Consider the following 14,164-nt stretch of genomic DNA (forward strand, 5'->3'; position numbering starts at 1 on the left):
CGCGGGTGGAGAAGCGCCCCGAGGCCTCGCCGTAACGTGCGAAGGCCGCACCCGAAACAATCGGGCGCGGCCTCACGTTACGTCTGGATCCGTCAGACGGGATGCACGTTCTGGGCTTGCGGGCCCTTCTGTCCCTGGCCGACCTCGAACTCCACACGCTGGTTCTCGTCGAGCGACTTGTAGCCGCTGCCCGAGATCTCCGAGTAGTGAACGAAAAGGTCGGCACTGCCGTCATCCGGTGCGATGAACCCGAATCCCTTTTCGCTGTTGAACCACTTCACAACACCCTGCGCCATACCGTTAACTCCCTGCAACTGTCCGCCGAACGCTCATATCGAGGCCCGGTCGTACACCCATACTGCCACCCTCTGCCGCGGAACGAGTGCATTTACCGACGTTCGGCTTCCGACCGGGCGAAAAACCGTGGTAGCGCGCCTGCGCATCACTGCGGCTGCGTGATGTTCACCATCCATGAGATGCCGAACCGGTCCACGCAGGCGCCGAACTCGTCGCCCCACATCTGCTTCTCGAGGGGGACGGACACCGTCCCGTTCTCGGAGAGTTTCGTCCAGTAGCCGCGCAGCTCGTCGGCGTCGTCACCGGAGAGACTGACGGCAATGTTGTCGCCCGGGTTGTGCGGCATCCCAGGAGGGGTGTCGGCGCCCATCAGCACGAATCCGTTGTCGGCTTCGAGCAGCGAGTGCATGATCTTGTCGCTGCTCTCGGCGTCGGGCGCACCGAATTCTCCGAAGGTGTTGATCGACAGCGAACCGCCGAACACCTCCTTGTAGAATTCCATCGCCTCTCGTGCGTTGCCGCCGAAGCTGATGTACGGATTGAGACGTGAGGCCATGGCGAAGCTCCTTCTCGGTGCAGAAATTGTTTCTCGTGGCGATCCGACACACCGACGGTACAGCGAAGAGCGGTCGCTCGACCCCGGATCAGTGCAGCCCTGGATCGGTTCTAAGTGGACACCGTCGCGAACGCTCCCCACAGCACCGGCGAGTGGGCGATGGTCCGCTCCTCTCGCCACGCCGACGATCGCTCTCGCTGCCAGTCGCAGAGCGCGTTGACCGCATCCGGGCTCTCGTGTGCGGAGTCCACGGAACAGATTGCCGACTGCAAGGGACGTTCCCCGGGACGTGCCCCCGCCAGGCGCTCGAAGGCGAGGTCGGTGGGCAGAGTCCACCGACTGGCCGTGACCAGTTCGGCGCCGCCGCTGATCATCGCCGAGACCAGGCCCAGCGCCTCACCGAAGCGGAGGTCGCCGCCGCTCTCACAAGCGATGAGGGCAACCCTGCTAGGGATGGGCCACAAGTCGGGTCCGGCAACGGGGTCGTCGGTGAGGGCGTGGGTGCCCAAGAGCAGGTCCTTCGCCGACAGCGGTCGGTGTGCCCGCGTCGCCTCCGCGAACCCGATCGTCTCCGCCCGGCACGCCAGATGCAGCTCTGCGTGCTCGCTCTGGCCGGACTCGGGCACCGCTGCGGTCACATGGCCGACATAGATCAGTCTGCTGGCGCCGCCCCGCAGCGCTTCGCCCAGCCACTCCCGGTCCACGTCCTCCCGACGGAACATACCGGTGGGGTCGGTGACCCTTGGCTCGAGCCGGTTCTGCTCGGCATACTCGGCGATGTGTCGGGACAGGGGCGCCTCCCCCGACATCCGGCCCAGCACCGAGCCGAGTACGGAATCCGCTCGATATCCCGGTACTCGTGGATCGAGGACGGCGACGACGGGCAGCTCTCGCGTGTGGCGCCACGAGCGCGGAGAGCGCCCGGGGGCGTGGACGATACTCAGTGGTGCGAGCAGGCTGATGTCCGCAATATCGATCAGGCGCATGTGGGCGTCCGGGGCGATCAGTTCCCATGGAACCTGCGCGACGCGGGGTGACGGCTGGATCCGGATGTGTGGCCGGACCCCGCGGGTATACAACTCGTGCAGTTGCGCGGCGAGACCGAACGGGAGGAACGTTCGCGAAAGCTGCTGTGCCAGTGCGTGCTCTGCGTCGTACGTGGCAAAGTCGGCGACCGTCAGAACATATTCGAGATTTTCCGGTACGGCGGCGTTCGGCACAGCAGGTGTCAGCGCGGCGAGTGCCTCGTCCAGTTGTGCCGCCGTCACGACCGAGACTCCGCCCGAATAGGTGTCGCCCGACCACCGCCACGACGTATACAGGTCTCCCGCATCGGCCATCCGCACGAAGACGGTGGGACGCTCCGTCGACATCACCATGCCGGGACCGATCGGCCGTCGCGGACCGGGTGGCCGTAACGCTTCTCGGCCATCGCGATGTGCGGCTCGAGCGCGACGCGGCCACCGTGAGACACTGTGAGCTGCGGTGGCAGACAAACGGGCAGGCCGACGCCCGCGGCAACCCCGGCCAGGGCGGTTCCGAGCTGGAATGCGGTCGACACGTCGAGAGTGTGGTCCGGAAGGGCAGGCATCACGAGCGGTAACGTCGCCGCCGGGCTGCCGGTGGAGCGGTCGAGATCCAATGTGGTGCCCGCGCACTGCGCCTCGATGAGATCACTGACGAGAAGGGCATCACCGCAGCCGTAGGAAAGGCGGAATGCCAACGCCATAGCCGGGTCCGCGATGTGCCGGTTCCATTGCTCGCGCTGAAAACCGTTCGGGAGGGTGTAGCGCACGGCGTTGACGGTGAGTGCCGCGGGCACTGCGAGGTCGACGGCTCGCTTTCGCAGCGCCGGGTCGGGGTGGTCGTTCAGCATCGCTTCCAACAGTGTCGCGTGCCAGACGTCGACCTGTGCGCAGTGCAATCCCAGGCCCAGCTCGGCGTACGTCTCGACAGCGGAAGCGAGGAGAGCCTCACCCTCGTCCCGGCGTCCGGCGCCGAAAGCCAGCGTGGCGAGGCGAGTGTTGACGTCCGCGACATCGAGTAACGCCCCGGAATCCGCGAAGTGCTGGGCGCTGCGCCGGTAGAGCGCGCTCGCGCGCTCGGTCTGGTCGCGTCTTTCCGCCACAAATGCCAGGACCTTCAGTCCGATCCCCACCCGATGGCCGACCCCGGCCTGCTCGAAGTGTGTCTGGATGCCCAAATTCTGCTGTGTTTCGGCGACGGCGTTGTTGTCACCGGCCTCGGCGAAGGCGGCGAGAGCTTGGCCGGCGAAATCGTCAGCGAGGTCGAAGCGGCCGGTCTCGAAATGGACCGCCGCCAGATTCATCAATGGGTGGCCGGCAAGGTGTGGCGCGGAATGTACTGCGGCCCCAAGTGACTCGTGGGCCAGGTCGGCCGCGTACGCCCATTGCTGCCGGTGGATGGCGACGGCTGTCAACGACAACAGGCAAGGGATGCGGAGGTCCTCGAGGTCGTCGTGACCGGTCAGCAGGGAGCGCGCCTGCTCGAGTGCGGTCTGCGCACCGTCGAGGTCCCCCACGTGCTGGAGGGTCTGTGACAGATTGATCAACGCGACGGGACGAATCCTGCGAGCGTCCGCCGACATGGCGGCGAGGGCCTCGCGGTAGCGGTCGACGGCCGTGACGTGGTCACCCAACTCGTCGGACATACTGGCGGCGTTGATCATTGCGCTGATCCGTAGATCGTCGGAGGCGGTGCGCGCAACCTGCTCGAAGGTGTCCCGCGCTGCGGTGAGGTCACCGCGGGCGTACGCGGCGCCGCCTGCGGCGAGCAGGTCACGGGCCTCGTCCGGCGACAGTGGGTGATCCGTCATGTCAGAAGTCCGATTCCGAGGCAGCGGCGCCGATCTCGGCGAGCAGGGGGGTGTCGCCGTCGTCGTCAGGTGTGGCGGCTCGCTGCAGCCGTTGCCGCACGAGGTCCCGGATTCGATCGCGGACCTCGCGCCCGCCGAGTTCGGGGTGGAGGTTTCCGCCGAACCCGGGGAGGTAGACCTCCACGGTGACCCCCCCTTCAGATCCCGGTGGGGCGTGGGTGGCGCCGACCCAGGTGTCGCCGGTCAGGTGCAGTGCGACATCGACGGCGCGTGACGGATCGGCGCCGGCCACTGTGGCACGCGGGCGCAGGTGTGCGGGTACGGCTCCGACGAGGTGCGGTGAGGCCACCACAGCCACGCGCACGGCGGTGTTGCCGGCAACGTGTGTCACTTCCCAGGACACTGCCCGCTCGGACGCGTCGACGATGCCGGGAGGGTAACGGCGCCAGTCGGTTCCGCTGATGCCGCGGGCGAGGACGAGGGTGCCGGGCCTGACCGCCGCCGTGCCGGCTGCGAGAGCGTAATCCTCTGCGCGCGCCGAGTCTCCCGCCGGTGGCGGTGAAACGGCGACGAAGAGCGCGTCAGCGCCGGCGACCACGGACTCGCAGTCGTCGACGAGTCCGGTGATGTCGCGGTCCAGCAGGGCGTCGTCGAGGGTCGGGATGTCATCGATCGTCGAGGCCGGCCACCATCGTGCGGCCCAGAGCGCGAAGGCGAGTCGCCGCACCTTCGCGGCGAGGTCCGGGCGTGCCGGTGCGTATTCGACCTCGTCCACAGACACACCGGGCTCGGCCAGCGCCAAAGCCACCGGCTCTCCGTACAGCGCCCACACCCAGTTCTGCGCGGAGGTCACGTTGTCGATCACTGCGGTGGGTGGGGCGGATTCGGTGAGCACACTCCAGCTGAGGTGTCCGCCGGCGACCTCCAGGACGGCGACGTCGATACCCGGATTGTCGTCCAGAACGCTGGGCGCGGCCCCGGGCGTGATCGCGCAGAGGCCTGCGGCTACTGCCCTCACGGTCACCGAGTCCGGCATCAGCTTGCCCGCGATCGAGATGAATCCGTGGAGTCGGCGAGCGGCACCACGCTGAGTGCCTGCTTGACCCGCATCCGGTGGTCGAGGATGACCGATCGGGCGACACCGTCGAGTAGATTCCACACCTCGTCGAGTTCGTGCACCGAGGACTCCCGGGCATCGCGGCCGTGCAAGCGCACCCAGAGACGCCGCAGGTACGGCCGCCACGGCTTCTGCAGTTCGGCGGCGATGGCGGCAAGCGGATTCGTTTCGGGTAACGACCGATCTTCGGTGCTCAGCGCGAGCCGGCGAGCCTGCAGCACATACGCTTCGCGTTGCCAGCGGCCGTTGATCGCTCGACCCGCCGCCGTGTCCGCGACAGGATCGCGACCGCCGGCCCCGATCGGCCGTAAGTCGACGGCCAGCGTGGCGCCCGCCGTCGCAACCACCCTCAACGACTCGTCGAGCAGGGCCCACGGCGAGCAACTCCGCGCAATCTCCGTCGTCACCAACTCGGCTAGGGGCGGAAGTTCGGCGCGCTCACTCGAAGCGCGCAGCACGGTGAAGGCACGTTCGTGGACGGTGCGGTCGAAGGGAAGTCCCAGTGCCGTGGTGGATGCAGACATTCCCAGGACGGGCGCCACAGGCACCGGATGCGTGGTCAATCCCAGCTCGTGAGCCGTGTACGCAGGGGGGGGTGTCCACAGCGCAATTCCGAAGTGGGTTCCGGCGGAACCGGAGACCAACCCGTCGAACACGCACTGGCCGGAGTCGTCCGACTCGTCGAGCCGTGCGCCGGGGCAGGCGTCGAGAAGTGCCTCGATCTCCGAGGTGTCGTCCGCGAGGGCGACGCGCGAGAGCGGTCGCCGGCCCCAGGCGAGATCGATGAGTGCCGTGAGTTGCCGGGCCTGCGATGGGTCGGTGATATGGGCTTTCAAAGCCTGAGTGGTGCGTCCGGCCTAGTATTCGTGCACGTCGCGCAGGGTGTTTGCCGCGATCGACTCGCCGCGGTCAGAGTCCGGTGGGCCGGCCGTGGCGGCCAGCTCGAAACAGCGCTGAAAGTACAGGTCCTGCGGATTGCCCTCGGTGATCCGTAGTGCACGGCGGACCCGCTTGAGCAGCGTGAACCATGCTGCCGTGGCACGCAGCAGATCAGCGGAGGCGTGCAGGCGTGTCGCCAGAAGCTCCGCGCCGTCAGAGGAGATGACCGGACCGGCACACGCCGGGTTCTGCACCGGGCGAATCACCAGCGGATCGAGAATCAGTTTGACTGTGCGGCTGAGCGGCCCGCCGTCCGGGCCGCTCAGCGGTTCGACGCCGTGCAGTTCCCGCCACACCTCGTCCACGACCATGGCGCGGGGTCGTCGAGTAGCCGTCGCCCCCATCGCTCCCGTCCGCATTCGTGCAGGCTACCGCAGGTATGCCCGGTAGAGGTCGGCAGAAATCTGGGATCGGTAGGGCGCGGGCCGTCCATACCTTTCAGCCATCGGCCCCACACCGCGGGACGAAGAGATCGGAGACGGGCGCCGAGCGCCCCTCACCACATGCGAAGGACGGATCATGAACAAGATCATTCGGACTCAGCCGAAGCGCGCATACACCGCAGGCATCGTCGCGGTTGCGGCTGCAGCCCTGCTGCTCTCGGGTTGCAGTGACAGCAAGGGGTCCAATGGCAGCTCCGACGCCTCCACGGCCGCCTCGGAGACGTCGAACGCCCCGAGCCCGGCCGGTGCGTCCGCGGCCGTCATCGACGGGAAGGCGTTGGACGCCACGTTCGACGCCACATGCGCCAAGCGGGGTGACACCTTGGCGCTGGCTCTCGCCGACACCGGCAATGCCACGTACGGGGACCTGGCCGTGAGCGCGACCATCACCGGCGCGGACACCGTCCAGGCCGTCGGGATCGCCGGCAGCAAGGGCGGATCCAACGGATTGCCCTACGCCCTCGGGTTCGGCCAGGGAATGCCCGGTGGCACCGCGACGGTCGTGAAGGACGGTGACGTGTACAAGGTGACGGGGGAAGGCGTCGGCGCTCCCGACATGAGCAATCCGACCGCGCCGACCACGGCGAAGTTCGACATCACCTTCGCGTGCTCCACCATCGTCGACGGCTGAGCCCCACACCACTAGCACCACGGCGCGCGCGAGTCTCGGACAGATGCTGCGACAACGGGATTCGCGCGCACCAGGGCACTGCCCTCACCGCCCACACGTATCGAAAGGGAACATCATGAGCAAGATCCTGCGCGTCACAGCGCTCACGTTCTTCGTCGGGTCCGTCGGCTACTACCTCTGGTACGGCCTCGGTAACCAGGGGGCAACGGACTACGGGATCGAAGGTCTCGCCTGGGTCGGTCCACAGATGATCTGGCCGATCCTCGCCACGACCCTCGTCATCATGGTCTTCGCCTTCACCGGCGACAGCGTGATGGCGGCACTGACCGGCACGAACAGCGCAGCGTTCCGCAACGGGTCTGTCGGGATCGGTACCGTTCGCGCGGTCCGCCAGACCGGAATGACCCTCAACGATCAGCCGGAGGTCCGAATCGATCTCGGTGTCGAGGACGCCGACGGAAAACATTCGAATCGCACGCGAAAATGATTGTGCCGTTCACCGAACTGGCGCTGATTCAGCCCGGTGTCGTGCTACCCGTGCGGTACGTACCGGGGCGCACGGACAAGGTGGAGATCGATCGCTCCGGCGACACCGAGGCGGTCACCGTAGCGTGGAATCACACCATGATCCGGCAGGGCATCACCTCTGCGGACAAGCTCGACGTTGCCGCGCGGGGAGTCGCGGCCCGGGCGGTGGTGCAGTCGCTGAGCGTTCCGGGGGAGATCCGCAACGGACATCCCAAGGTGCACCTCGGCCTGGTGGTCAATCGGCCCGACGGATCGACGTTCACCACCCCCGTCGAGAAGTTCCTGCCGTCACGCAGCGTCGCGCACGTGCAGGTGGGACGAGTACTCGACGTCCGCTACCTTCCCACGAACGAGCGCGAGGTCGTGCTCGCGCTGCCGGTGAATGTGTGACCGGACGGGCCACCGTGGACGTCGTCCGGGCGTCTCCGCCCGCCCGGGTACCCGAACGGTCATAGTGGACAGGGAAAGGTACACGCGACGAGGGGAGCATTGTGGATCACAGTGCGTTGTTGACCGACGCTTTCGATCGCATTCAGGAGACCGTGCACGAGGCGCTGTCAGAGCTGCCGTCGGGCGCTCTCACCTATCGGGTGGACGAGGACGCGAACACCATCGCCTGGCTCGTCTGGCATCTCACCCGTGTGCAGGACGACCATGTTGCCGGGGTGGCGGGAACCGAGCAGGTGTGGACGTCGGGCGGGTGGTGTGAACGTTTCGACCTGCCCTTCCCGGTGGCCGCGATCGGGTACGGGCAGTCTTCCGCCGAGGTGGCGAGGGTGACGACCGCAGCCGGGCTCCTGCTCGGGTATCACGACGCGGTCCACGACCGAACCGTCGACTACGTCCAATCGATCGGTCCGGACGACCTCGATCGCATCGTCGACGAGAACTGGGATCCACCGGTCACCCTCGGTGTGCGGCTGATCAGCGTGATCTCCGACGATCTGCAGCACGCCGGGCAGGCGGCGTACATCCGCGGAATCTACGAACGGCGCTGACGCGGCCCGCGCTTCGGTTCGTTGTCGGCGAGCCAAGATTCCACTCGCAGCCGTGAGCGCCGGCTCACCCCCTCCCGGACCGCCGGGCTCAGTCTCGCCGCACCGTGCAGCACACCGTTCCCGGCGAGCGCCAACGGCACGTACCAGGGAAGTGCGGACGGCAGTCCCAGTTCCTGCATCCCGGTCTTGCCGGAGAACAGCCGCTGGATGCTGAGGAGGCGCTGCTGGTTTATTCTGCGTCGCAACGATTGCGCGCGGGCGTAGGAGAAGTTGCCCCAGGATTTCTGCAAGGCGTCTGCCAGAACTCTCGAGTTCTCATCCGGGCCGGGGGCGAACATTCCGATCTGGCACAGGTTCCGTCGCCCGGTGTTCTCGTCGTCGACCAGCCAATGGTCGTCGATGCCCATCAGCCACCCGATGTACCGCCACAGGTGCATGACGTCGCGGCCCTCGTCGGCGGAGACCCACACACCCAGCGACCTCAGGCCGACGAGGAAGGTCGTCGAAAAGAGCCCAAGCGTGCCGGCCTGATCCGACTGATTGATCGGCATTCCCCACTCGGCGACATCCCAGTCCTCGTCCCGCAGCAACGAGTGGTTGACGAACGCATGCATCAACCGGACGTGCACCGACAGCTGCCAGCCCTGGCGATCGCGGTCCATCCCGCCGGGCAGGACGCACTCGTACCACCACCGGACCGTCTCTGCGACGCGCCCACCCGCTCCAGCGCCGACGAGCCGGCCCGTGGACACGAGCTGCCGGGTGGTCGCCGAGCTCCGGTACCCATTCATCAACGAGCCAGTTGCGAGCAGGTCGAGTCCCGTCATGCCGCTGCGCAGGCAGACCGCCGCTCCTCGCGCGAGTCGTGCATCGTCCACCCAGGAGGGCCGGTGACCCACCGAGTCGAAGAATGCAGCGAGTGGCGCCGGGGGCTCGTCCACGCCGGCGATCCCGCGGGAAAGCGCGGTGTCGAACTGCGTCATCGTCACCGTTTTGTCGACGAGGATGGCGTGCGCAAGCGCAGCACCGAGCTCGTCCTGACTCATCACCGCCCGGGCGTGACGGTCCTCCTCGGCGGGAGTCGGCCGCGTATCTCCGCGGGTGAGCAGCGACAGCGCCCGCATCGACCGGCGCCCCCACTCGAGGTCGCGGGCGAATCGGCGCGGAGGGATGAACTCGGTCTGTACTTCAGTCATGTGGATGAACTCGATTCGGGCGCGTAGGTACTTCCGACCAGCTTTCGCGGCTGCCTGAGTTACAGTGCACACCACCGAATCGGACGGGTACAAGTCGCATTGAGGCACAGAAGGGACCGGTCTACGCAATGGGCACTGGCCAGCGGAAAGGCCCGTCTCAGCAGCGATCGCAGGCGACGGTGGCACGCATCTTGTCGGCCACTGGTCAGGTTTTGGAAGCCAAGGGTTACGCCGGGTGCAGCACTGGCGCCATCGCGGAGGCGGCCGGTATCTCGAAGGGCTCGGTGTATCAGTACTTCGCCAACAAGGACGAGATCATCGAGGTTCTCCTCGACGGCATCGTCGACGAGACGACGCGCACCTTCGGAGAGCACCTCGAGCGGTCGCTCGGGCAGGGGGCCTTTCTGCGAGACCCCGCCCTCCAAGGGCAACTCCTGGCCGTGCTGGACAGTTATCGAGGGATACTCGCGCCTTTGCTCAACGACGCGCCGCACCTCGGACTGACGCACCGCTCGGCCCGCCTCGAGGAGCGCTGCCGGGACCTGCTGCGCACGTACGTCACGCTCAATCCGTCGGCGATCGCTCCCGGCGTGGATCTCGAATCGCTGCTGCTGGTCCTCACGGTCAGCTACCGCGCGCTCAGCCTCGAGTACCTGCGCCGAGACCTCCGGGAGCGCCGGAACGAGCTGGCGGCGGTGTTGTACGACATGACGATGGGCGGCCTGGCAGGCGGAAATCTCGCCGGCCTGTAACACAAACGGGCCCTCCGGAGAAATACCAGTTGAGCCCGTGGCGCTGTCGGACCCCGACCCGGCAGCGTCAGGGGCTTTCTCCTTGCCGGAGCCGCACGGCGAACGGCTGCCGACGTCGCCCGGCAGGTGCGCCGGGCACCTCTATCCGCACGACTCGCTCCAGCGCCCGCAAGTCGCTCTCGATCCGCCGGAACAGCTGGTACACGCCGATGAACGCGAAGATGCCGCCCAGGCACAGTCCTCGAACGGTCGCGTTGACGGCGTCGCTCGGGTCGCCGCCGACGAAACTGAGTCCGGCGACGCCGATCAACGGCACCGACGCCGCGACCGCGAGGTAACGCGGCATGCTGCGGCCGAGGCTCCGGATGCTGCGGCCGTCATTGCTCCGCAACTCGCCGTGGGAGAGCAGGATCGGCGACAAGCATCGGACGCCGTAGAACGTGAGGATGAAGAAGGGGTACGCCACCGCCACCGCTCCGCACACCGCGAGTGAGGCGAGGACTTGGGTGAATGCGTGGAGCGGAATCCCACCGGCGGTGATCTGCAGGGCTATCGGATAGGCGACGCCGGCCACAACCCACAACGCGAAACTCACGACGACGCCGCGATGGCCGAGGGTCAGCGTGGCGACGCGGGCTTTGCCGAGAAGGCCGGAACTGTAGGTGCGGCCCTGGCTGAGACCACGCGGCACCGTCATCGACAGTCGACACCAGTAGAGGATGAGAACCGCGCCGAGCGGAAAGGCGACACCGCCGATGATCAGGTGGACCCGCTCGAGATTCTGCTGTGCTTCCGCAGGGAGCGCGGAAATGATCAGAACCTTGTTGTAGTAATAGTTGTATCCGGCCGCCAGCACGTTGGGGATACCGATCGCAGCGAGCAGGATGGCCGGGGCCCACCGCCACATCGTGGCACGCAAACTACCCGGCGTCGGGTCGACGAGGTCGCGTGCGTGCGGGTCGAGACACAGCGCGAACTGGCGGGCGAGCTTGCGGCCGCTCGACCACCGGTCGTCCCGGTCGGGTGCTAGCGACTTCACGAGGATGCGCCGCAGCGCCGCGGGACAACCGTCGGGCAACGGGTTGCGCTCGAGGTCGACGCCCCCGCGCCGGGATTCGAGGAGCACGTGCGGCGACGGGGGCGCCTCTCCTGCTTCGCCGTCGGGGAACGGTCGGCTCCCGGTCAGCAGTTCCCACAACAGGACGCCGAGAGCGTAGATGTCGCTCCGGGTGTCGAGGTCACCGGCGGTCCGCGCGGCAACCGGGTCGCAGGCCTCGAGCTGTTCGGGCGACATGTAAGCCACCGAGCCGCCGATGAACCCCGCAGAGCCCGGCGTTGCCACACAGTCGCTGGAGCTCACGTTGAAATCGGCCAGCTTGGGCACGCCCTCCACGCCCAGCAGTACGTTCGCCGGTTTGATGTCGCGGTGCAGTACTCCGTGCTTACGCGCGTATTCGAGGGCGTCGGCCAGACGCAAGCCGATCCAGGCGACAGTCTCCGGCCAGGACAAGGCCGCGATCTCGCTGCGCACACTGGAATCCTCGGGCCGCATCTCGCCCTTCTCGTCCAGAACGAGGTCGATCGAAGCGAGAAGAAGTTGTCCTGAGCGCTTGTCGGGCGGTGTGGTGCGCACGAGCCGGACCACGTCCAGCAAGGTGCCGCCTGGCACGTACTCCATGAAGAGCAACCGGAGTTGACGCTCTTCCAACAGCCGCTGATCGAAGACACGCACGATGTACGGATGGTCGAGCTGGGCCATCGTCTGCGGCTCGGTGCCGACGTTGCGCGAAATCTTGAGTGCCACCCAGCGTTGCATCGAGTGCTGCCGGGCGAGGAACACCCGCGCGAACGCTCCCCGGCCCAATTCCCGTACGAGTTCGAAATCGTCGAGGCGAGCTCCGACGTCGAATGCGTCGCCCGCCGTCGACTTCGGAGTGAGCGTGCGCCGATGCCGATCGAGGGTGAGCAGGCTTTCGAAGCGGTTCGCCTGAGCGGGATATGCCTTCACATACTCGTCGGCCGCCACCTTCTCTCCGCTGTCGCGTCTGACGCGGTATTCCTCGTAGACGAGATCGGCCGGCAGTGGTTCGGCCAGGAGTTCCGGGAATTCGAGGCAGTAGTCGGCAAGCCGTTTCGGCTGCCCCGCACGCAGCCATCGGTATTCGAGATCCACCTTGATCAGTTCGGATAGTGCTGCCCGTCGAATGGCTGCCGTATCGGGGAGATACTCGGTGAGCGCGGCCGGAGAGCCGGACGACTCCCAGTCGGCGACCAGTTGTTCGACGCCGCTCTCCACGACGAATCCGTTGTCCGACGAGGTGACGGGAGACGACGCGACGGCTGTGTCCGGCCCCAGTTCGGTGGGTGGACCGGTCGCGACCGTCACGTCACTCTGCGGGCGATCGTTCATGGCGGTTCGATTCAGGACAACGGTGGCGGGGAGCCGCGTGCGACGTGGCTACTGCCAGGATATTCCGGGTCGAGTCCGATCGGGGCGAAAGTCCGTCAGGCGCTGCGCAACGGCATGTGAGGCGGATCCCGGCGCATGGGATCTACGGCCTCAGGCGGCGCCGCGACCAGGGCCGGGGACCGAGTTCTGCGCGCGAAAACGGCCGATGCGACAAGGACGGGGACGTAGACGACGAGGTAGATGTTCTGCAGTATCGGGGCGACCGGCCAGGAGGGCGGGTACAGGAACAACCCGATCACGATGAAGTCGGGGCTCCACCAGTACGGCCACGCCGCGGTCGCGGCGAACAATGCTGCCGCGGCCCACCACCAAGGCCGGCGCACGGTCAGCGCACGGTGCACCACATCGACGAGCAGGGGAATCAGCCACACCCAGTGATGACTCCACGAATACGGCGACACCACGGCCATGGTGAGTCCGCTGAGGGCGACTGCGAGGAGGTGCTCGCCGCGCTGGTACAGCCGCACCGACACCACGAGGCTGATCGCGGCCACGGTGCCCGCCACGACGAACCACAACCACAGCGGCGCGGTTCCGTCGGTCAGCCGGGCCAGGGTTCCACGCAACGACTGGTTCGACGGATGTCTGTTGTCGGCTATCCGCGTCGAGTCGAAGAACGTGCTGGTCCAGTACTGCCGTGAATCTCCGGGGATCACCACCCAGGCCACGCCCACCGTCGCGAGAAAGGCCGCCGTGGCGACGGCAGCGGCGCGCCACTGGCGCAACGCCAGGAACACCACCACGAAGTAGGCGGGAGTCAGTTTGATCCCAGCGCCGATGCCCGTGCCCACTCCTCGCAGGAGGCTGCGATTCGGCCGGGAGAAATCCCACAGCACCAGCAGCATCAGCACCAGATTGATCTGGCCGTAGAACAGGGTGGTTCGTACCGGTTCGACGAGAGTGCAGTTAATTGTCGCCAGGGCTGTGACGAGCAGCAGGTAGGGCGTGATCCGGTATCCGAGCACGCGCCAGCACAGCAGGATGCACGCCGCCAGCACGCACAGATTCAGTGCCATCCACAGGTTGTCGACATAGGCGCCGGGGATTCGTTCGACGGGGATGAACACCAGCGCCGAGAACGGGGTGTAGGTGTAGTGCAATCCGAGTACGACAGGCCCGCCGTAGAGCGGCAGGTCGTGCTGCACCCGCCACCCGCCGTCCCGGTACACGTGGAGGTCGGCGCCGCCGGCGAACAACCCGATGTCCGGGGTCCACGGATCGACAGGGCCGAGAACCAAGGCTGCCGCAACCGTCGCGCTCACCACCAACCCGATCACGAGTGTCAGGCTGCGCGGAAACAGAACGCCGCCACCTGCCTCCGATCCGGCCATGCCGTCCCCCTTTCTTCTCCCCTCCCGAGTACACGCTAACCGGCGGGAGGCACCGGCTTTGGTATCGCAG

The 14,164-nt window shown here is 67.0% G+C and carries 11 protein-coding genes and 2 pseudogenes; 4 read left to right on the top strand and 9 right to left on the bottom strand.

Going from position 1 to position 14,164, the window contains the following annotated elements:
- Nucleotides 1-92 precede the first annotated feature (92 nt).
- The 6 genes and pseudogenes from NOF53_RS22135 to NOF53_RS22160 form a co-directional block, all read right to left on the bottom strand.
- Nucleotides 93-296, bottom strand: coding sequence for a cold-shock protein (locus NOF53_RS22135; RefSeq protein ID WP_109334475.1), 204 nt, complete (start codon nucleotides 294-296; stop codon nucleotides 93-95).
- 146 nt (nucleotides 297-442) lie between these two features.
- The gene (locus NOF53_RS22140) at nucleotides 443-853 is read right to left on the bottom strand and encodes a VOC family protein (RefSeq protein ID WP_255972751.1); all 411 of its coding nucleotides are present in this window, start codon (nucleotides 851-853) and stop codon (nucleotides 443-445) included.
- Between the two features lie 110 nt (nucleotides 854-963).
- Nucleotides 964-2,232, bottom strand: coding sequence for a CHAT domain-containing protein (locus tag NOF53_RS22145; protein ID WP_255972754.1), 1,269 nt, complete (start codon nucleotides 2,230-2,232; stop codon nucleotides 964-966).
- Nucleotides 2,226-3,689, bottom strand: coding sequence for a tetratricopeptide repeat protein (locus NOF53_RS22150; protein WP_255972756.1), 1,464 nt, complete (start codon nucleotides 3,687-3,689; stop codon nucleotides 2,226-2,228). Before NOF53_RS22150 ends, NOF53_RS22145 begins: the two co-directional genes overlap by 7 nt.
- A gap of 1 nt (nucleotide 3,690) precedes the next feature.
- Nucleotides 3,691-4,713, bottom strand: a complete 1,023-nt coding sequence (locus tag NOF53_RS22155) for a hypothetical protein (protein ID WP_255972758.1) — start codon at nucleotides 4,711-4,713, stop codon at nucleotides 3,691-3,693.
- Nucleotides 4,714-4,724: 11 nt separating this feature from the next.
- Nucleotides 4,725-6,056, bottom strand: a pseudogene (locus tag NOF53_RS22160) (hypothetical protein).
- Between the two features lie 208 nt (nucleotides 6,057-6,264).
- Here NOF53_RS22160 and NOF53_RS22165 point away from each other — a divergent pair.
- The 3 genes and pseudogenes from NOF53_RS22165 to NOF53_RS22180 all read left to right on the top strand — a co-directional run bounded on the left by NOF53_RS22165 (nucleotide 6,265) and on the right by NOF53_RS22180 (nucleotide 8,345).
- Nucleotides 6,265-6,819 (top strand): lipoprotein LpqH, encoded by a 555-nt coding sequence (locus tag NOF53_RS22165; protein ID WP_255972760.1) that lies wholly within the window; start codon nucleotides 6,265-6,267, stop codon nucleotides 6,817-6,819.
- Nucleotides 6,820-6,934: 115 nt separating this feature from the next.
- Nucleotides 6,935-7,737: pseudogene (locus NOF53_RS27780) on the top strand (hypothetical protein).
- A 101-nt stretch (nucleotides 7,738-7,838) separates the two neighbouring features.
- On the top strand, nucleotides 7,839-8,345 hold the full coding sequence (locus tag NOF53_RS22180) for a mycothiol transferase (protein ID WP_255972765.1): 507 nt from the start codon (nucleotides 7,839-7,841) through the stop codon (nucleotides 8,343-8,345).
- On the opposite strand, the gene NOF53_RS22185 is transcribed toward NOF53_RS22180, so the two are convergent.
- Entirely contained in the window at nucleotides 8,330-9,541 is a 1,212-nt protein-coding gene (locus tag NOF53_RS22185) for an oxygenase MpaB family protein (RefSeq protein WP_255972767.1), read from the bottom strand. The two genes, NOF53_RS22180 and NOF53_RS22185, sit on opposite strands and share 16 nt — an antisense overlap.
- Before the next feature lie 128 nt (nucleotides 9,542-9,669).
- Between NOF53_RS22185 and NOF53_RS22190 the strand changes: the two genes are divergently transcribed.
- Nucleotides 9,670-10,293, top strand: a complete 624-nt coding sequence (locus NOF53_RS22190; protein ID WP_255972769.1) for a TetR/AcrR family transcriptional regulator — start codon at nucleotides 9,670-9,672, stop codon at nucleotides 10,291-10,293.
- Between the two features lie 67 nt (nucleotides 10,294-10,360).
- Here NOF53_RS22190 and NOF53_RS22195 read toward each other — a convergent pair whose 3' ends face one another.
- Both NOF53_RS22195 and NOF53_RS22200 read right to left on the bottom strand, forming a co-directional pair.
- Entirely contained in the window at nucleotides 10,361-12,703 is a 2,343-nt protein-coding gene (locus NOF53_RS22195; RefSeq protein ID WP_255972772.1) for a serine/threonine-protein kinase, read from the bottom strand.
- A 95-nt stretch (nucleotides 12,704-12,798) separates the two neighbouring features.
- Nucleotides 12,799-14,094, bottom strand: a complete 1,296-nt coding sequence (locus tag NOF53_RS22200; protein WP_255972775.1) for a glycosyltransferase 87 family protein — start codon at nucleotides 14,092-14,094, stop codon at nucleotides 12,799-12,801.
- Nucleotides 14,095-14,164: the final 70 nt, after the last annotated feature.

Source organism: Rhodococcus tibetensis (assembly GCF_024438035.1).
Classification (GTDB): domain Bacteria; phylum Actinomycetota; class Actinomycetes; order Mycobacteriales; family Mycobacteriaceae; genus Rhodococcus_F; species Rhodococcus_F tibetensis.

Excerpts from the sequence above, each read along its gene's own strand:
- NOF53_RS22165 (WP_255972760.1), top strand. The coding sequence starts at position 6,265 with ATGAACAAGATCATTCGGACTCAGCCGAAGCGCGCATACACCGCAGGC.
- NOF53_RS22150 (WP_255972756.1), bottom strand. The coding sequence starts at position 3,689 with ATGACGGATCACCCACTGTCGCCGGACGAGGCCCGTGACCTGCTCGCC.
- NOF53_RS22135 (WP_109334475.1), bottom strand. The coding sequence starts at position 296 with ATGGCGCAGGGTGTTGTGAAGTGGTTCAACAGCGAAAAGGGATTCGGG.
- NOF53_RS22190 (WP_255972769.1), top strand. The coding sequence starts at position 9,670 with ATGGGCACTGGCCAGCGGAAAGGCCCGTCTCAGCAGCGATCGCAGGCG.
- NOF53_RS22195 (WP_255972772.1), bottom strand. The coding sequence starts at position 12,703 with ATGAACGATCGCCCGCAGAGTGACGTGACGGTCGCGACCGGTCCACCC.
- NOF53_RS22200 (WP_255972775.1), bottom strand. The coding sequence starts at position 14,094 with ATGGCCGGATCGGAGGCAGGTGGCGGCGTTCTGTTTCCGCGCAGCCTG.
- NOF53_RS22140 (WP_255972751.1), bottom strand. The coding sequence starts at position 853 with ATGGCCTCACGTCTCAATCCGTACATCAGCTTCGGCGGCAACGCACGA.
- NOF53_RS22185 (WP_255972767.1), bottom strand. The coding sequence starts at position 9,541 with ATGACTGAAGTACAGACCGAGTTCATCCCTCCGCGCCGATTCGCCCGC.
- NOF53_RS22145 (WP_255972754.1), bottom strand. The coding sequence starts at position 2,232 with ATGGTGATGTCGACGGAGCGTCCCACCGTCTTCGTGCGGATGGCCGAT.